Annotated in this window: 20 protein-coding genes; 8 read left to right on the top strand and 12 right to left on the bottom strand. The window is 57.3% G+C overall.

The features are described from left to right. Positions 1-59: 59 nt before the first annotated feature. The gene (gene tyrS / locus AO068_RS13105; RefSeq protein ID WP_058408581.1) at positions 60-1271 is read right to left on the bottom strand and encodes a tyrosine--tRNA ligase; all 1212 of its coding nucleotides are present in this window, start codon (positions 1269-1271) and stop codon (positions 60-62) included. A 201-nt stretch (positions 1272-1472) separates the two neighbouring features. Here tyrS and AO068_RS13100 point away from each other — a divergent pair, with 201 nt between their 5' ends. Next, positions 1473-2891, top strand: coding sequence for a peptidoglycan DD-metalloendopeptidase family protein (locus AO068_RS13100; protein ID WP_058402085.1), 1419 nt, complete (start codon positions 1473-1475; stop codon positions 2889-2891). Positions 2892-2894: 3 nt separating this feature from the next. Further along, a complete protein-coding gene (locus tag AO068_RS13095) occupies positions 2895-3989 on the top strand; it encodes an anhydro-N-acetylmuramic acid kinase (RefSeq protein ID WP_058408580.1) in 1095 nt (364 codons plus the stop codon). Positions 3990-4051: 62 nt separating this feature from the next. On the opposite strand, the gene erpA is transcribed toward AO068_RS13095, so the two are convergent. Together erpA and argC are read right to left on the bottom strand one after the other, a co-directional pair. Further along, positions 4052-4402, bottom strand: coding sequence for an iron-sulfur cluster insertion protein ErpA (gene erpA, locus AO068_RS13090; protein ID WP_002551953.1), 351 nt, complete (start codon positions 4400-4402; stop codon positions 4052-4054). 99 nt (positions 4403-4501) lie between these two features. Continuing rightward, entirely contained in the window at positions 4502-5536 is a 1035-nt protein-coding gene (gene argC / locus AO068_RS13085; RefSeq protein WP_058408579.1) for an N-acetyl-gamma-glutamyl-phosphate reductase, read from the bottom strand. 133 nt (positions 5537-5669) lie between these two features. On the opposite strand from argC, the gene hemJ reads away from it, so the two are divergent. From hemJ to coq7, 5 genes are all read left to right on the top strand, one after another. Then, a complete protein-coding gene (hemJ, locus tag AO068_RS13080; protein WP_058408578.1) occupies positions 5670-6098 on the top strand; it encodes a protoporphyrinogen oxidase HemJ in 429 nt (142 codons plus the stop codon). Between the two features lie 108 nt (positions 6099-6206). After that, on the top strand, positions 6207-7115 hold the full coding sequence (locus AO068_RS13075) for a DUF805 domain-containing protein (RefSeq protein WP_058408577.1): 909 nt from the start codon (positions 6207-6209) through the stop codon (positions 7113-7115). Between the two features lie 63 nt (positions 7116-7178). Further along, on the top strand, positions 7179-7955 hold the full coding sequence (locus AO068_RS13070) for an SDR family NAD(P)-dependent oxidoreductase (RefSeq protein WP_002551949.1): 777 nt from the start codon (positions 7179-7181) through the stop codon (positions 7953-7955). A 103-nt stretch (positions 7956-8058) separates the two neighbouring features. Further along, entirely contained in the window at positions 8059-8397 is a 339-nt protein-coding gene (locus AO068_RS13065; RefSeq protein ID WP_004660762.1) for a histidine triad nucleotide-binding protein, read from the top strand. A gap of 122 nt (positions 8398-8519) precedes the next feature. Further along, on the top strand, positions 8520-9167 hold the full coding sequence (gene coq7, locus AO068_RS13060; RefSeq protein WP_058408576.1) for a 2-polyprenyl-3-methyl-6-methoxy-1,4-benzoquinone monooxygenase: 648 nt from the start codon (positions 8520-8522) through the stop codon (positions 9165-9167). Positions 9168-9243: 76 nt separating this feature from the next. On the opposite strand, the gene speD is transcribed toward coq7, so the two are convergent. Both speD and AO068_RS13050 read right to left on the bottom strand, forming a co-directional pair. Beyond that, complete coding sequence (speD, locus tag AO068_RS13055) at positions 9244-10038, bottom strand: adenosylmethionine decarboxylase (protein ID WP_002551946.1); 795 nt, start codon at positions 10036-10038, stop codon at positions 9244-9246. Between the two features lie 242 nt (positions 10039-10280). Next, positions 10281-10703: an OsmC family protein gene (locus AO068_RS13050; protein ID WP_057404116.1), complete on the bottom strand. Its 423-nt coding sequence runs from the start codon at positions 10701-10703 to the stop codon at positions 10281-10283. 210 nt (positions 10704-10913) lie between these two features. Here AO068_RS13050 and crp point away from each other — a divergent pair, with 210 nt between their 5' ends. Further along, entirely contained in the window at positions 10914-11558 is a 645-nt protein-coding gene (gene crp, locus AO068_RS13045; RefSeq protein WP_005743964.1) for a cAMP-activated global transcriptional regulator CRP, read from the top strand. Between the two features lie 11 nt (positions 11559-11569). On the opposite strand, the gene AO068_RS13040 is transcribed toward crp, so the two are convergent. From AO068_RS13040 to AO068_RS13010, 7 genes are all read right to left on the bottom strand, one after another. Further along, entirely contained in the window at positions 11570-12265 is a 696-nt protein-coding gene (locus AO068_RS13040) for a lipoate--protein ligase family protein (RefSeq protein ID WP_058408575.1), read from the bottom strand. 29 nt (positions 12266-12294) lie between these two features. Beyond that, on the bottom strand, positions 12295-13131 hold the full coding sequence (gene trpC / locus AO068_RS13035; RefSeq protein ID WP_054097258.1) for an indole-3-glycerol phosphate synthase TrpC: 837 nt from the start codon (positions 13129-13131) through the stop codon (positions 12295-12297). Then, complete coding sequence (gene trpD / locus AO068_RS13030) at positions 13128-14177, bottom strand: anthranilate phosphoribosyltransferase (RefSeq protein ID WP_058408574.1); 1050 nt, start codon at positions 14175-14177, stop codon at positions 13128-13130. Before trpD ends, trpC begins: the two co-directional genes overlap by 4 nt. Before the next feature lie 21 nt (positions 14178-14198). Beyond that, positions 14199-14798 (bottom strand): aminodeoxychorismate/anthranilate synthase component II, encoded by a 600-nt coding sequence (locus AO068_RS13025; protein WP_058408573.1) that lies wholly within the window; start codon positions 14796-14798, stop codon positions 14199-14201. Between the two features lie 412 nt (positions 14799-15210). Continuing rightward, the gene (locus tag AO068_RS13020; protein WP_004660754.1) at positions 15211-15720 is read right to left on the bottom strand and encodes a lysis system i-spanin subunit Rz; all 510 of its coding nucleotides are present in this window, start codon (positions 15718-15720) and stop codon (positions 15211-15213) included. After that, positions 15717-16262, bottom strand: coding sequence for a glycoside hydrolase family 19 protein (locus tag AO068_RS13015; RefSeq protein WP_058408572.1), 546 nt, complete (start codon positions 16260-16262; stop codon positions 15717-15719). Before AO068_RS13015 ends, AO068_RS13020 begins: the two co-directional genes overlap by 4 nt. Before the next feature lie 112 nt (positions 16263-16374). Beyond that, positions 16375-16920, bottom strand: coding sequence for a hypothetical protein (locus AO068_RS13010; RefSeq protein ID WP_057403247.1), 546 nt, complete (start codon positions 16918-16920; stop codon positions 16375-16377). Between the last annotated feature and the right edge of the window lie 10 nt (positions 16921-16930).

Raw genomic sequence — 16930 nt, 5'->3', positions numbered from 1 at the left:
GTTTCCGTCTGCGCCGGAAGTGGGGCGAATTATAGACAGATCACAGAGGGCGTCAACCGTTATTTTGAACTTTCTTCAGAAACCAGGGTAACGCGCCCGAAAGCCTTCTTGCCAGCCTGGCAGACGTGAGTCGCACCCAGCTTGAATACAAAGCCGCGATCCACCACCCCACCATCTATACGCACACCGCCAGATGCCAGCAGATCGCGAGCGACAGCAGCGTTCTTTACCAGCCCCGCCTTATTAAGGACGGCCGAGATCGGCATATCCTCTGTAGCAGCTACGGAAATCTCTGGCAGATCGTCTGGCAGCTCGCCTTCCTTCATACGGTTGCCCGCAGAACGATGCGCATTGGCGGCAGCTTCTTCGCCATGGAAACGGGCGACCAGCTCTTCGGCCAGCTTGATTTTGATATCACGCGGATTGGCACCCGCTTCGCAATCAGCCTTCAAGCCATTGATCTCTTCCATCGAACGGAAGCTCAGCAGTTCGAAGTAGCGCCACATCAGCGAATCCGGAATCGATACCAGCTTGCTGTACATAATGCCCGGCGCTTCCTGAATACCAACGTAGTTGCCCAACGACTTGGACATCTTCTTCACGCCATCCAGGCCTTCCAGCAGCGGCATGGTCAGAATGCATTGCGGCTCCTGCCCATACGCACGCTGAAGCTCGCGCCCCATCAGCAGGTTGAATTTCTGATCAGTACCACCCAGCTCGACGTCAGCCTTCAAGGCCACGGAGTCATAACCCTGCACCAGCGGGTAAAGGAATTCATGAATGGCGATGGACTGATTGCTTTTATAGCGCTTGTCGAAATCGTCACGCTCAAGCATACGGGCGACTGTGTACTGCGAAGACAAGCGAATGAAGTCAGCCGGACTCAGCTTGTCCATCCAGGTGGAGTTGAACGCGACTTCGGTCTTGGCCGGATCGAGAATCTTGAAGACCTGAGACTTGTAGGTTTCGGCGTAGTCGAGAACCTGCTCACGGGTGAGCGGCGGGCGCGTCGCGCTTTTGCCGCTCGGGTCGCCGATCATGCCGGTGAAGTCACCGATAAGGAAGATGATCTGATGCCCCAGGTCCTGAAACTGCCGCAGCTTATTAATAAGCACGGTGTGTCCAAGGTGCAGATCGGGCGCTGTCGGGTCGAAACCAGCCTTGATACGCAGTGGCTGGCCACGCTTCAGCTTCTCGACCAGTTCGGCCTCGACCAGGAGTTCATCTGCACCGCGCTTGATCAGCGCCAGCTGTTCTTCAACCGACTTCATTTCAGCCCCCAATTCAAAGGGAACCAACCTTACAAGATCAGAGCCCAATTACAAGTTTTGCCCAGCGTTCGCCTGCGAATCAGTGACTGATACGCGGGAAGGGTTGCTTCGAGCAGGTTTTGGTTATATTTTATACAGTTATTTCATCTTCATCATGTCATTCATCTTTTCCATTTCACCTTTTTCAAAGTCAAATTACCTATGAAAGACACACCGCCTAAAGCGCCCCCGCTTTATCCGAAGAGTCACCTGCTCGCTGCAAGCGGCATTGCCGCATTGTTGAGCCTGGCTCTCCTGGTTTTTCCTTCCAGCGAAGTTGAAGCCAAACGAACGAATCTTTCCCTTGATCTGGAGATGCCGGATCAGGACGCACAAGACCAAGACGCTCCAGACGCTGCTCAAGCCACACCTGAAACCACTGAATCGCCATTTGCCCAGATCGACAATGCCGATGACCAGGCCCAAGACACCGCCACAGCACAGTCTGAAGCAGAAAAGCCGGCGCCGGCCAAAGACCCTAACCATCGGGAAGTGATCGTCAGCAAGGGCGATACGCTTTCGACTCTGTTTGAAAAAGTCGGGCTGCCAGCCGCTACCGTTCATGAAGTGCTGGCCAGCGACAAGCAGGCCAAACAGTTCACCAAGCTGCAGAACGGGCAAGCCTTGCAGTTCGAGCTATCGCCGGACGGCCAGCTCAAGCAACTGCATACCAAACTCAGCGAACTTGAAACCATCAGCCTGTCGAAATCGGCTTCCGGCTTCGTTTTCAATCGCGAAATCAGCAAGCCCAACGTGCGTAACGTCTACGTCCACGGGGTGATCAACAGCTCACTTTCACAGTCAGCACAGCGCGCCGGCCTGACTCATAGCATGACGATGGACATGGCCAACATCTTCGGCTACGACATCGACTTCGCGCAGGACATCCGCAAGGGTGACGAATTTGACGTGGTGTACGAACAGAAACTGGTCAACGGCAAAAGCGTCGGCACAGGCAATATCCTGTCCGCTCGCTTCACCAACCGTGGCAAGACCTACACCGCCGTTCGTTACACCAACAAGCAAGGCAATACCAATTACTACACGGCCGACGGCAACAGCATGCGCAAGGCATTCATCCGTACCCCGGTAGACTTTGCCCGCATCAGCTCCATGTTCTCGATGGGTCGCAAACACCCGATCCTCAACAAGATCCGCGCGCACAAGGGCGTCGACTATGCAGCGCCACGCGGTACGCCGATCAAGGCGACCGGCGATGGCAAGGTTCTGCTCGCTGGCCGTCGCGGCGGTTACGGTAATACCGTCATCATCCAGCACGGCGATACCTACCGCACGCTGTACGGTCACATGCAAGGCTTTGCCAAAGGCATACAAACCGGCGGAACCGTTAAGCAAGGTCAGGTAATCGGCTATATTGGAACTACCGGCTTGTCTACTGGCCCGCACTTGCACTATGAATTTCAGGTCAATGGCGTTCACGTAGACCCGCTGGGCCAGAAGCTTCCGATGGCGGATCCGATCGCCAAATCCGAAAAACAGCGGTTCATGCAGCAAAGCCAGCCGTTGATGGCGCGCATGGATCAGGAAAAGGCCACCACGCTGGCCTCGAATAAAAGGTAATCCATGGACTTCTTCTATATAGGTGTGATGTCCGGCAGCAGTCTCGATGGGATTGATATCGCCCTTTTGAAGCAGGATGACCGATCAAGGCTTCTGGCTACTCACTACATCCCTATGCCGGAAGATCTGCATGCCGAACTGCTGGGGCTTTGCTCCAGTGGTGCCGATGAGCTTGCACGCGCAGCAATCGCCGAGCAGAAGTGGTGCAGGCTGGTCGCACAGGGCGTGCAGACCTTGCTGGAAGATCAAAACATGGTGCCCGCTCAGATTCGCGCCATTGGCAGCCACGGCCAGACTATTCGTCATGAACCTGCGCGCGGCTACAGCATTCAGATCGGCAATCCGGCGCTGCTGGCAGAGCTGACCGAGATCACCGTGGTAAGTGATTTTCGTCGTCGCGACATCGCCGCAGGTGGACAGGGTGCGCCGCTGGTGCCCGCCTTCCACGAAGCACTGTTCGACGATAACAAAGATCACCGCGCCGTATTGAACATCGGCGGCTTCAGCAATTTGAGCCTGATAGAGTCCGATCGCCCGGTCGAAGGCTTCGATTGTGGACCCGGCAACGTACTGCTTGATGCCTGGATACAATCCCAGCGCCATGAAAGCTACGACAAGGATGGGGCGTGGGCGGCGAGCGGCAAGGTTGATCAAGCCCTTCTCAAGAAACTGCTCAGCGATCAGTTCTTCCTGACCAAAGGCCCAAAAAGCACCGGTCGGGAAGTATTCAACCTGGGTTGGGTGCACCATCATCTGTTCCAGCTGCCAACGTTGACTGCTGAAGACGTGCAAGCCACGCTGCTGGAACTGACTGCACTGACCATCACAGAGTCGCTGCAATCGGCACAAGCGGTCACCAAGGAGCTTCTGGTCTGTGGCGGCGGCGCACATAACAAGGCGCTGATGAAACGCCTTGCAGAGCTATTGCCCACTACCGAGGTCAACAGTACCGAGAAGTTCGGCGTAGACCCTGACTGGGTTGAGGCCATGGCGTTTGCCTGGCTGGCTCATTGCTGCCTCGAAGGCGTACCGGCCAACCGCCCAACGGTAACCGGCGCCAAAGGCAGACGTGTTCTGGGCGCGATCTACCCCGCCTGACGCCATGCCACAATGCAAAACGCCGCTCAATGAGCGGCGTTTTTGTTTACAGCACGCTTCGATCAGATCGAGAACGAGGAGCCACAGCCACAGGTCGTGGAAGCATTCGGGTTTTTGATCACGAATCGCGACCCCTCAAGCCCTTCCTGATAATCGACTTCTGCGCCAGCCAGGTACTGAAAGCTCATTGGATCGACAACCAGGCTTACGCCCTCGCGCTCGACGATGGTGTCATCGTCTGCCACATCTTCATCGAAAGTAAAACCGTACTGAAAACCTGAGCAACCGCCACCTGTAACGAATACACGCAGTTTGAGACGATCATTGCCCTCTTCGTCGACCAGGGTTTTCACCTTGTGCGCTGCATTTGGAGTGAACTCCAAAGCGGTAGGCGTGAAGGATTCGACACTCATGTCAGATATCTCCCGGCGTTAGCCGTCGTAATGCGTAATGACGGCATTATCCGCTTCTCCTAGAAAATCGGTCAACTATTTGCTGGACGGCGCCAGTCCTTACGGCATCATGCCCGCGTGAGACAAACCGGCACGCTCATCAAGACCAAACAGGATGTTCATGTTCTGAACCGCCTGACCTGACGCACCTTTGACCAGATTGTCGATAACCGACAGCACGACAACCAGATCGCCGCCCTGCGGACGGTGCACCGCGATGCGGCAAACGTTGGCTCCGCGCACACTGCGGGTCTCGGGGTGGCTGCCTGCGGGCATTACGTCCACAAAAGGCTCGTCGGCGTAGCGCTTCTCGAACAGCGCCTGCAGGTCCACCGAACGATCAGTGACCGTCGCATAGAGCGTGGAGTGAATGCCACGAATCATCGGCACCAGATGCGGAACGAACGTCAGGCCGATATCACCGCCCGCAGCGCGACGCAGGCCCTGGGTGATTTCAGGCAGATGACGATGGCCTTTTACGGCATAGGCCTTGAAGCTTTCATTGGCTTCCGAATACAGAGAGCCGATACTCAAACCACGCCCGGCACCGCTCACGCCAGATTTGCAGTCGGCAATAAGGCGAGTGTTATCGGCAATCCCCGCCTCAAGCAGTGGCAGGAAACCCAATTGGGTAGCCGTCGGATAGCAACCCGGCACGGCGATGAGCCGCGCATTCTTGATCTGCTCGCGATTGACTTCCGGCAGCCCGTACACCGCGTCTTCCAACAGTTGCGGAGCGCCATGAGGCTGGCCGTACCACTTGGCCCACTCGACCGGGTCCTGCAGACGGAAGTCGGCAGACAAGTCGATCACCTTGGTGCCTGCCGCGAGCAGTTCACCGGCCAGGGCATGAGCGACACCGTGAGGCGTGGCGAAGAACACCACATCACAGGCACCCAGGGTTTTCACGTCAGGTACGCTGAAAGCCAGGCCGTCGTAGTGACCTCGCAGGTTCGGGTACATCTCGGCGACTGGCATGCCGGCCTCCGAGCGCGAGGTAATGACCACTACTTCTGCCTGCGGATGCTGTGCCAACAGACGCAGCAGCTCGACCCCGGTGTAACCCGTGCCGCCGACAATACCGACCTTGACCATAACCTGCCCTCAACGAAACAACTGGAAAGCGGTCGATAATAGGAGCCTATCGCTTCTGCGACAACCGACAACGTGACGTACGGACGCACAAGACACTACTATTCGGCCACCGTGAACCTGGGAATAATCAAAAATGCTCTATCTATGGGTCAAAGCGCTGCATGTCATTTCAATGGTCTGCTGGTTTGCAGCCCTGTTCTATCTGCCAAGACTGTTCGTCTACCACTCGATGAGTGAGGACACGGTCAGCCGTGAGCGCTTCATGGTGATGGAGCGCAAGCTCTACCGTGGCATCATGACCCCGGCGATGATCGCAACGCTGGTCTTCGGCGGCTGGCTGATCAGCTTTGATGCCAGCGGTTATTTCAGTCAGGGCTGGATGCACGCGAAGCTGACACTGGTGTTCCTGCTGATCGGCTATCACCATGTCTGTGGCGCACAGGTCAAACGCTTTGCCCGCGGAGAAAATGGCCGCAGCCATGTGTTCTATCGCTGGTTCAACGAGATTCCTGTGCTGATCCTGATCGCTATCGTCATTCTGGTCATCGTCAAACCCTTCTGACCGGAAAGCATTCGGCCTCTCCAGCAACACAACAGGGCGCTCGGCTTTACGCAATGTGTAACGCAAGCGCCCGGTACTGTTCCCCCCCCCAAGACAAGGAAGCCCTGTATGGCCGATTCCCTCTTCAAGATTGTATTTGAAGGACAGGTGCGTGAAGGCGTCGAGCTTGATACCGCGAAGGCCAACCTTGCGGGGTTGTTCAAAAGCGAAGCTCGCGCAGTGCAAAAGTTGTTCAACGGCCAGCCCGTTGCGCTCAAGCGCGGGCTGACCCACACAGATGCAGAGCGCTACCTGAAGGCACTTAACGATGCAGGTGTCGAAGCACGCATCGAACCGGACAGCGACATCAGCCTGAGCCTCAATGAAATAGCGAGCCCGCCACCACAAAAACCCGCGCATCTGGAAATATCGCCCTATGCGCCGCCCAAAGCACAGGTTGGCGGTGATCAGCCGGAGCATTCGACTCTAAAAGTCCTGAGCATAAACGGGCGCATCGGGCGTTTGCGCTATCTGGCCTGGAGCCTGGTATTGAGCGCAGCGGCACTGGCGCTGGTTGCCGTGTGCCTGCTGACGATGAACGAGTCACTGGTCGCTGGCGGGCTACTGAGCGCGGTGGTGCTCGTGGTGTTTGCAGTCATCGGTGCACAGATCGGTATACAACGGCTGCACGACCTGGGCTGGTCGGGCTGGCTTTTACTGCTGACGATGGTGCCCTTCATAGGCAGCGTCTTCCCGTTCCTCATGGTCCTGCTGCCGGGGACAAAAGGCCCCAATCAGTTCGGCCCGCCGCCACCGCCGAACTCGAAAGGCGTAAAGACGCTGGCCATTCTGTGGCTGTTGCTGCTACCGATTATTCTGATTGGCCTCACTGCCGGAGGCGCAGGCATGCTGCGCGACGAGCTGGAACTGCAGACAGACGAGTACGAGCAATCCCTCCCGTACGACGATGAACAAGACCAGGACAGTGCCTTGGTCGTGCCGGTGGATGTCAACAAAGAGCTCAAAGAAACACAGTGACACGTAATAGACTGCTCACGGTTCGGCAGACTGCCGGGCGCAATATGCTCAATGGAGAAATGCATGACCCGTTACGCCCTGATCACCGGCGCGTCCAGCGGCATAGGCCTGGCGATGGCCGAGGCGCTGGCACGCCGTGGTCGCAGCCTGATTCTGGTCGCCCGCCAACGCGACCTGCTGGAAACAATTGCACTGGAATTGACTCAGCGTTTTGGCGTGGAAGTGCTGTTTCGTGCATGCGACCTGGGCGAACCGCTGCGACTATCGGGCTTCCTGCTGGAACTGGAAGACGGCGCGCATCAGATTGATCTGCTGGTCAATGCAGCGGGCATCGGCACGTGCGGACCTTTTCTGGCGCAGGACTGGAGCGCCGAGCAGGACCTGATCGACCTGAACATCCTCGCACTGACTCGCCTGTGCCATACCGTCGGCAACCTTATGGCCATTCAAGGTGGTGGCCAGATACTCAATGTCGCCTCGGTGGCGGCTTTCCAGCCAGGGCCGTGGATGAGTACCTACTACGCGAGCAAAGCGTATGTACTGCATTTTTCCGAGGGGCTGCGCGAGGAAGTGAAGAAGGCCGGGGTGAAGGTCTCGGTGTTGTGCCCCGGCCCGACCCGAACGGCTTTTTTCCGTACCGCGCAGTTGCAGGTCAATGTCGACAACCTGATGAGCCCCGAAGAAGTGGCCCTGTATACCGTTCGCGCACTGGCAAAGGACCGTGCGGTGATCATCCCCGGCTTCAGCACCCGGCTATGGACGTTCAGTCCGCGCCTGGTCTCGCGCTGGCTGGCCCGCCAGATCAGCGGCTACATCAACAGGAAGTACTGCCCACGCTGACAGACAAACGACTGGGCGAGCGGCGCCTCGCTCAGTACACTCAGGCGCACTGCTGCACAGCGATACCCTGCGACGACCATCAACCGACAAGGAGCAAACGGCTGTGGAAACTTTGTTTACCAAGATCATCAATCGGGAAATTCCGGCGAAGATCATCTACGAAGATGACCAGGTACTGGCTTTTCACGACATCGCCCCACAGGCACCCGTGCATTTTCTGGTTATCCCGAAAAAGCCCATTCGGACCCTGAACGATCTGACCGAAGAAGACAAAGGCCTGGCGGGGCATATCCTGTTCACGGCGCAGCGTCTGGCCCTTGAACTGGGTTGTGAAGAAGGCTTCCGCGTGGTCATGAATTGCAATGATCTGGGCGGACAGACCGTTTATCACATTCACATGCATGTACTCGGTCAGCGTCAGATGAACTGGCCGCCGGGCTGATCCAGCGTTTCCGGGCTTTGCAGCCGGCCAGCGGCCGTTATGTTCGCTGGCCGCGCCGACACAAGCCCTGCTGCCTGCGGCCGATTCGGGTAAACTGCCCGCATGATCTTCCGGAGGTGCCCATGGCTACCGAACGTCACTATTCCCCCCTCGACCGTCTTTTACTGCAAGCCGATAGCGCAATGCGTACATTGCTGCCATTGAGCGCACATCCGCAACGCCCCTCCCCTGCGGTCGTCCAGCCCGATCACAAGATGAGCGACGTCGACACTCGCCACGTTGCAGGCCTGATGCGCATCAACCATACCGGTGAAGTCTGCGCTCAGGCGCTGTACCAGGGACAGGCGCTGACAGCGAAGCTGCCCAAGGTGCGCAAGGCGATGGAGCATGCGGCTGAAGAGGAAATCGATCACTTGGTGTGGTGTGAACAGCGCATTCATCAGCTTGGCAGCCATACCAGCGTACTGAACCCGCTGTTCTACGGCCTGTCCTTCGGGATCGGCGCGGTAGCCGGCGTTATCAGCGACCGGGTCAGCCTGGGTTTCGTCGCGGCGACAGAGGATCAGGTCTGCAAGCACCTGAGTGAACACCTTGAGCAATTGCCGAGCGAGGACGGAAAGTCGCGGGCCATTCTGGAACAGATGCTCAGTGATGAAGAACACCATGCCGAGTCAGCGCTGGAAGCAGGCGGCTTTCGCTTCCCGGCACCGGTCAAGTTTGGCATGAGCATATTGGCCAAGGTCATGACCAAGTCGACTTATCGCATCTGACGACGCAACCGGATGGATAAGGACGAATAAAAAAGGCGCCTGCAACAGGCGCCTTTTTAATGTCCGGAATCCGGGCTTATACGGCTACGTTACGGCCGTAGAAGATTTCCAGCATTTCGTGTTTGACCTTGGCGGTCACTTGTTCGCGCTGCTCTGCAGACAAGTTGCTGGTCGCGTCGCCGAACAGGTAGTTATCCAGTTCGAACTGCTTGAGCAGCATCTTGGTGTGGAACAGGTTTTCCTGATACACGTTCACGTCGGTCATCTGGTAACCGTTGCGCGTGTCTTCGGACAGGTAATTCTGGATCGAGTTGATTTCATGATCGATGAAGTGCTTCTTGCCTTCCACGTCACGGGTAAAGCCGCGCACGCGATAATCGACGGTCACGATATCCGACTCGAACTTGTGAATCAGGTAATTCAACGCCTTGAGCGGTGAAATAACGCCACAGGTCGACACATCGATATCCACGCGGAACGTGGCGATGCCATCTACCGGATGAATTTCCGGGTAGGTATGAACCGTGATGTGGCTCTTGTCCAGGTGCGCCAGGATGGTTTCCGGCAGTGGACCTGGCGACTCTTCGATCTGGCTTTCGGTAGGCGTCACCGGCTGCTCGGAGATCAGAATGGTCACACTGGCACCTTGTGGATCGTAATCCTGACGTGCAATGTTCAGGATGTTGGCACCAATGATATCGACAACATCAGTCAGAATCCGCGTCAGGCGTTCTGCGTCGTACACACTGTTGATGTATTCGACATACGCCTGCTGGTCCTGCGGGGTTTCCGCATAGCAGATGTCATAAATGTTGAAGCTCAAGGTCTTTGTCAGGTTATTGAACCCGTGGAGCTTGAGTTTGCTTTTCACCGTTAAAAACTCTCTATATGGGTGCGGCGCCAGCCGCGTGATCAAGCATGCCCGTCAGTTGAGTCCGGCTCATCTGCGTAGGACGGTTAACACCTCTTCGCGTTGGCGATTTTGGTTGTCTGTTCGGGCCTGCAGCAGAAAACCAGTACATGCTGCGCCCTGAAAAAGTGGCGCATTATGCAGACGTCCGAAGCCGTCTGCCAGAGTGTGCGCCGTTTTTATGATCGTTGGATGTCTGGCGTTCAGGTCAACTCGACAATTTCATAATCGTGAGTGATCTTCACACCCGCGTTTCCGAGCATTATAGAGGCAGAGCAATATTTCTCCGCCGACAGCTCGATAGCCCGTTTGACCTGAGCTTCTTTCAGACCGCGACCCTTGACGACGAAGTGCAGATGAATTTTGGTGAACACTTTCGGATCTTCATCCGCGCGCTCGGCATCAAGAAATGCCTCGCAGCTTTCCACTGGCTGGCGCGACTTCTTCAGGATGCTCACCACGTCAAAGTTGCTGCAGCCGCCCAGGCCGATCAACACCATTTCCATCGGGCGTACACCCAGGTTGCGGCCACCGCTTTCAGGCGGGCCGTCCATCACTACCACATGTCCGCTGCCGGATTCGCCGAGGAACATGGCTTCGCCAGCCCATTGAATGCGTGCCTTCATCGCCAGGACTCCACTGTAAAAAAGGGGTCGCCAGCTTAGCACAGCGCCAAACCCTGCCTGGACGCATTGAAACAATGCTTTTTGTAGGAAACGCGTAGGAATATTCGCAAATAGCTTCCTACACGTCTGGAAAAGCTGGTGAGAATGCAGGCGCAGCCGATACCTACAGGTATGCCATTTGGCCATACATCTTATTTTCGGAAGTCACGCATGGTCGCAATAACATTTACGCCCAAAGCAAACAGTCTCGACAAGCTGCTGCCCCATGCAGAACGCCGCCGCTGCCCCGCCAAAAGCAACATCATCAATGCGGGTGATCGCTCTGAGTCGCTGTTTCTGATCCTGAAGGGCTCAGTCACGGTTCTGATCGAAGATGACGAAAGACGCGAGATGATCGTCGCCTATCTCAACAGCGGGGATTTTTTTGGTGAACTGGGTCTGTTTGAGCAGCCGGGACGCGAATCCGTGCGCAGTGCATGGGTGCGAGCCAAGACCGAATGCGAAGTGGCCGAGATTTCATACGGCGCCTTCCGCGAGCTGACCCGCCAGGAGCCGGAAATTCTCTACGCTCTGGGCAGTCAGATGGCCGAGCGCCTGCGCAACACCACACGCAAGGTCGGTGATCTGGCGTTTCTCGATGTTACCGGGCGAGTAGCTCGCACGTTGCTTGAACTGTGCAAGCAGCCAGATGCAATGACCCACCCGGACGGGATGCAGATCAAGATTACCCGCCAGGAGATCGGACGCATCGTAGGCTGTTCAAGAGAAATGGTCGGGCGCGTGCTCAAGGCCCTGGAAGAACAGAGCCTGGTCAACGTCAAGGGAAAAACGATGGTGGTGTACGGTACGCGCTGAACCTCTGCCAGTCAGAGTTCAGCGAGCAGCTGCCGATAGGCCTGCGCCAAGCGCGGCAGAACGTCGACATCCGGAAACACTTCGTGCAAGGCAATGTGGCTTTCGGCCCGAACACGTGGCTCAAGTTCACACAGCTCATTGAAGCGGTTGACCGCTCCCGCCATCTGTACACGCTCATCATCCAGCAGCAATGCGCCGTGGGCCAACACTACAGGACGCGTTCCGCCCTGACTCTGCCGCCAGCGCTGGGCAGTTCCGACCATCTTGCGACCATCGAGGTTGACGTTGAAACGGCCGTCACAGAATGCACCCGCCACTTCGCCCAATGAAGCCTGGCCGCCCAACTCGATCAACAGGTTTAGCAACGGCTGACACAAGCGCAGGTAGGCGGTTTCTATACGATCACGATCAACATCAGCAACGGGCTGTGCATAGACCAGCGCGATATTCACCGTGGCAGAGGATTGTGGCACCGGCTCACCACCGGTTTCACGCAACAACACGGGCCATCCATTGTCAGCCAGGGTCTCGCTTGCCTCGACAAAACCCGGCAAGCGGCTCATGCGCCGCGGCACGACCAGCGCCCGGTCATTGGGTCGCCAGAACAGCAACCCATGATCGGCAGCGCCGGAGCACACAGCCGCCAGAAGGTCCTGCTCGGCCTGCAAGCCTTGTTCGACGCAGATGTCGATGATCGAGTCTTGCATGCCGGACCTCAGCGTGGTGTTCAGTTCAGTCAGTCGATGGACGGGCCGCTCGCCGCAAGCTTGCGCTCCGGAAAGAACAGCCGCTGCAACTCGGCGCCCGGGTGTTCGGCGCGCATGAAAGCCTCGCCCACCAGGAACGAATAGACATCGTTGATTTCCATCAACTCGACATCCGCACGATTGAGAATGCCGCTTTCGGTGATGACCAAGCGATCACGCGGGATGCGCGGTAGCAACTCCAGCGTGGTTTCCAGGCTCACTTCAAAGGTGTGGAGGTTGCGATTGTTCACACCCACCAGCGGTGTATCAAGCGTCTTGAGTGCGCGCTCCAGCTCGTCGCCGTCGTGCACCTCGACCAGTACGTCCAGCCCGACACGCTTGGCAACGTCGGCCAGCTCAGCCATTTGCGCGTCTTCCAGTGCCGACACGATCAGCAGAATGCAGTCTGCGCCCAGCGCGCGAGCCTCGACCACTTGATAAGGATCGATCATGAAATCCTTGCGGATCACCGGCAAATTGCACGCCGCCCGCGCTTCCTGAAGATAGGCATCGGAACCCTGAAAGAAATCGACATCAGTGAGCACTGAAAGACAGGTAGCGCCTCCCGCCTGATAACTTCTGGCGATCTCGCCCGGCAGAAAATTCTCCCGGATAACGCCTTTGCTTGGAGACGCCTTTTTGACTTCTGCGATGACGGCAGGCTGCTTCAACCTGGCCTGAGTGATCAGCGCGTTGGCAAAGCCACGTGGCGCACCGGCGCTGGCGACCTGTTGTTCAAGTTCGGCGAGGCTGACAATTGCTCGACGGGCCGCAATTTCCTCGGCCTTTCGAACAAGAATCTTTTCCAGTACGGTTGGCACGCTCATGCTTCGTTCTCCTGTTTGAATACTGCCGTGAAGGCACCCAACTCTTCCAGCTTTTCCCGCGCAAGGCCGGTGTGCAGGGCATCGTGTGCCAAGGCCACACCCTCTTTCAGGCTGGTCGCATGATCGGCAGCATAGAGCGCGGCGCCGGCATTAAGCACGATCATTTCCGCGGCTTTCTGCCCGTTCTCGGTCTTGCGTCGTCCAAGCGCATCACGAATCAGTTCCAGCGAAACTGCCGGACTTTCCACAGCGAGGCCATACAGACTCTGGCTTTTGATGCCCAGGTCTTCGGGCTGTACCCAGTATTCAGTCACTTCGCCATTTTTCAGCTCGGCAACGAAGGTCGGCGCGGCCAGACTGAACTCGTCCAGGCCGTCCTGCGAGTGCACCACCAGCACATGCTTGCTGCCCAGCCGCAGCAGCACTTCGGCCAGCGGCCGGCACAACGCCTGATTGAACACGCCGACGATCTGGTGGCGAACACCAGCCGGATTGGTCAGCGGGCCAAGCATGTTGAACAGTGTGCGCAGCCCCAGCTCGCGGCGCGGCCCGGCAGTGTGCTTCATTGCGCTGTGATGGGACTGGGCGAACATGAAACCGATGCCCACGCTGTCGATGCAGCGAGCCACCTGAACAGGCGTAAGGTTCAGATAAACCCCGGCGGCTTCCAGCAAGTCGGCGCTGCCGCTCTTGCCTGACACGGCGCGGTTGCCGTGTTTGGCCACCGTGCAGCCAGCAGCTGCGATGACAAAAGCCGACGCCGTGGACACGTTGAAAATATTCGCGCCGTCACCGCCAGTGCCAACGATGTCTACAACGCCATCCAGTGTTTTCAGCTCGACACTGCTGGCCAGCTCACGCATGACCGAAACAGCACCGACGATCTCATCGATGGTTTCACTCTTCATGCGCATGCCCATCAGAAACGCACCGATCTGCGCTTCGGTGCATTGGCCGGTCATGATCTCGCGCATGACGTCGCGCATCTCGTCAGTGGTCAGGTCCAGCTGGTTGACCACGCGGTTCAGCGCGCTTTTGATGTTCATGGGGGTAGTCATAAAAAATCCTTAGCCCTGACGATGGCCGCCGCTCTGCTTGAGAAAGTTGGCGAACAGCTCGTGGCCCTGCTCGGTCAGAATCGACTCAGGGTGAAACTGTACCCCTTCCACGTTCAACGTTTTGTGACGCAGGCCCATTATCTCGTCAACCGAGCCGTCTTCCAGCGCAGTCCAGGCGGTCACTTCCAGGCACTCGGGCAAGGTATCGCTTTTTACCACCAGCGAGTGGTAACGGGTTACCACCAGTGGATGATTAAGGCCTTCGAACACGCCGCCGTCCTCATGCACCACCGGGCTGGTTTTGCCGTGCATCACCTGGCGCGCACGCACCACATCGCCACCAAAGGCCTGCCCGATGGACTGATGCCCCAGGCACACACCCAGAATCGGCAGTTTGCCCGCGAAATGTTTGATCACTTCAAGCGAGACACCGGCTTCATTGGGTGTGCACGGGCCAGGCGAGACCACGATGCGCTCAGGGTTCAGGGCTTCGATCTGTTCAATGGTCAGTTCGTCGTTACGAATGACTTTGACATCGGCCCCCAGCTCACCGAGGTACTGCACGACGTTGTAGGTGAACGAATCGTAGTTATCGATCATCAGCAGCATTTTGCTATCAACCTTTTGATTTACTGACTTGATTCAGGCCTTCCGGATTCCACTTCGCCCATGCGTCCCCTCTTCAGCCACAACGCTGGGGGTGACAGAGGCAAAGGCATCATATATCGAAGGCATACAGGTACGGGTCCGGCAGGGCCGGCAAGGAAATAGTCAGGCGCGCCAACGCCAACGGGCGTGAGCCTTGATAACGCGCATCAAGAGTTTGCTGACAGTCGTCACGGAAGGGGTCTCATCGGTACGTTTCGGGACATTAGCGTACCGAACCGACCGGTGCAATATGAATGTACCGGGCTGCGCCGATTGAAAAGCGGTTAAAGGCTGAAAAGAGGGCCGCGCCTCCTTGTGGAGGCGGGTTTCAGGCAGGGGCACGATGGCCAAAGGTGGGGTGCCGGAGGGAACATCAGTGCGCAATCTCGCGCACGTAGGCCTGGCAGGCCTTCAAAGCGATCAATCCCTGATCGCCGTAGTCGGTGATGGCGACAATTCGTCCAGCAGCCGCTGGGTCAAGTTCGCCTCGCGAGCTTCCATGAACCACGCCGCCGGAACCGGAGGCGGTTGGCATTCCATCGCCAGCGGTGGGGCTGGCAAGGAGGACTGACAGCCGCAGATCAGCGGTAGCCAGACGATCACGCAAGCGAGCCTGAGAAGTCTGTGCATCGCTCAATTCCTTATGAATGGTTGTATCGTTATCTTGCAGACGGAGTTCCAGCGCCCGCCTTCGTGCTTGTTCAGCGTTCTGCCAGTCGACGACCGCCAGCGCCGCCTGCTCGCGCTCTTGCTGCCAAGCCAGCGTTTGCGTAGACAGTTGCAGACCATAGTGAGCCGCCTGCCACTGCCAAGCGGCCCATGTACCCAGCCCTGACCCCAGCACGAATGCGAGGATCAGGAATCGCATATCCAGCACTTTCACGGCAGCACCTCCAATGCCCTCTGGTAAAGCGCCTGCCGATCTGCCAGGCCATTGGTGCCTCCGTTGATACGCCGGGTGATCATCAGAAAATCACCCTTGTCTGCCAGCGCGTTGAGGTTGGCACGGTCCCAGAACCACGCTGCCGACATGGCGGCATGCTCCGGCTGTTCAAGCAGTTGCGGCTGGCGCAACAAGTCCAGCCCCAGCGCCTCCCCGCACGCTTCGTAGTTAGCCCGCCCCGTCACCTGAATCAGCCCGCGGCCCCGGTACAGTTGACCGTCGCCATCTGCCTCTGGCGTGTTGCCCAGACGCAGCGCCAACTGCCCGGTGTCGTACTTGGCCAGATAGCTGTCGCTACCCAGCTCGCGCACATAACGAAGCTGCCCGGATTCATGCCCGATCTGAGCGATGAACCCAGCGATACGCAGGCGGGTGTTGATGGTGTAGCGGGTCATGGCGGTGTTGAGAGCAGGAACAAAAACGCCGGCTTTAGGGCCGGCGTTGGGGAGGATTTGCAGTAGTTGTTGCTGGTTGATAGGCATCGGTCCTCCTATTAGGGGTTACAGGACTAACCCGCCCCCTGAGTCGATAAAGTTCCCCTGTTTAAAAGCAAGTTGAACGGCAGATAAAACAACGCCCCGTCAGTGCGGGGCGTTATGGCTTGGGCAGTTCGTCTTCACTTACGCCTATTGATAACAGCGGTGCTGCAGACGGTTTAACATATACAAATGGCGTCGCAGGCGGCACCGGCCAATCGAACGACATTGGATAGCCTGGCAATGTCTCGAGTTGGGCAAGTTGCACTCGATACAGGCGTAGCGCGTCGAGCTCGGCGTTTACAGCAGGCAGTGATTTACGCTGATCGTCAGTGGCCATATCCAACGTTATGGCATCTTGCAACATATCCAGATCGGCAACCAATCCGTTGATTTTCGCAGTGACCTCGGCCGAGTAAATACCACGCTGGCACATCACCTGCGCCTGAACCATCTGCTCGGTGGGTTCGAGAATCTCGCCAAACTCGCCGGCAACTGCACGGTTGAAAAGATCTACACCGTGTGGCTCAGGGTCATGGGCAGAGGCACCAAAAGGCACCTCACCGAAAACATCCTTTGTTTCCTCGAAAATCACCGACAGGACGATGGAGGTATGGGCCAGATCGGACCAGCGAGGGTTTCGTGCACTTATTACTGTGTTCATATAACTACCT

This window comes from Pseudomonas sp. ICMP 3272 (assembly GCF_001466905.1).
Lineage (GTDB): Bacteria > Pseudomonadota > Gammaproteobacteria > Pseudomonadales > Pseudomonadaceae > Aquipseudomonas > Aquipseudomonas amygdali.
Note: the sequence above shows the minus strand (reverse complement) of the source record. Positions and strands in the feature narration are given on the sequence as shown.

What these genes read in the sequence shown, in the direction of transcription:
- tyrS (WP_058408581.1), bottom strand. Translation starts at nt 1,271, where the DNA reads ATGAAGTCGGTTGAAGAACAGCTGGCGCTGATCAAGCGCGGTGCAGAT.
- AO068_RS13100 (WP_058402085.1), top strand. Translation starts at nt 1,473, where the DNA reads ATGAAAGACACACCGCCTAAAGCGCCCCCGCTTTATCCGAAGAGTCAC.
- AO068_RS13095 (WP_058408580.1), top strand. Translation starts at nt 2,895, where the DNA reads ATGGACTTCTTCTATATAGGTGTGATGTCCGGCAGCAGTCTCGATGGG.
- erpA (WP_002551953.1), bottom strand. Translation starts at nt 4,402, where the DNA reads ATGAGTGTCGAATCCTTCACGCCTACCGCTTTGGAGTTCACTCCAAAT.
- argC (WP_058408579.1), bottom strand. Translation starts at nt 5,536, where the DNA reads ATGGTCAAGGTCGGTATTGTCGGCGGCACGGGTTACACCGGGGTCGAG.
- hemJ (WP_058408578.1), top strand. Translation starts at nt 5,670, where the DNA reads ATGCTCTATCTATGGGTCAAAGCGCTGCATGTCATTTCAATGGTCTGC.
- AO068_RS13075 (WP_058408577.1), top strand. Translation starts at nt 6,207, where the DNA reads ATGGCCGATTCCCTCTTCAAGATTGTATTTGAAGGACAGGTGCGTGAA.
- AO068_RS13070 (WP_002551949.1), top strand. Translation starts at nt 7,179, where the DNA reads ATGACCCGTTACGCCCTGATCACCGGCGCGTCCAGCGGCATAGGCCTG.
- coq7 (WP_058408576.1), top strand. Translation starts at nt 8,520, where the DNA reads ATGGCTACCGAACGTCACTATTCCCCCCTCGACCGTCTTTTACTGCAA.
- AO068_RS13050 (WP_057404116.1), bottom strand. Translation starts at nt 10,703, where the DNA reads ATGAAGGCACGCATTCAATGGGCTGGCGAAGCCATGTTCCTCGGCGAA.
- crp (WP_005743964.1), top strand. Translation starts at nt 10,914, where the DNA reads ATGGTCGCAATAACATTTACGCCCAAAGCAAACAGTCTCGACAAGCTG.
- AO068_RS13040 (WP_058408575.1), bottom strand. Translation starts at nt 12,265, where the DNA reads ATGCAAGACTCGATCATCGACATCTGCGTCGAACAAGGCTTGCAGGCC.
- trpC (WP_054097258.1), bottom strand. Translation starts at nt 13,131, where the DNA reads ATGAGCGTGCCAACCGTACTGGAAAAGATTCTTGTTCGAAAGGCCGAG.
- trpD (WP_058408574.1), bottom strand. Translation starts at nt 14,177, where the DNA reads ATGAACATCAAAAGCGCGCTGAACCGCGTGGTCAACCAGCTGGACCTG.
- AO068_RS13025 (WP_058408573.1), bottom strand. Translation starts at nt 14,798, where the DNA reads ATGCTGCTGATGATCGATAACTACGATTCGTTCACCTACAACGTCGTG.
- AO068_RS13015 (WP_058408572.1), bottom strand. Translation starts at nt 16,262, where the DNA reads ATGCCTATCAACCAGCAACAACTACTGCAAATCCTCCCCAACGCCGGC.
- AO068_RS13010 (WP_057403247.1), bottom strand. Translation starts at nt 16,920, where the DNA reads ATGAACACAGTAATAAGTGCACGAAACCCTCGCTGGTCCGATCTGGCC.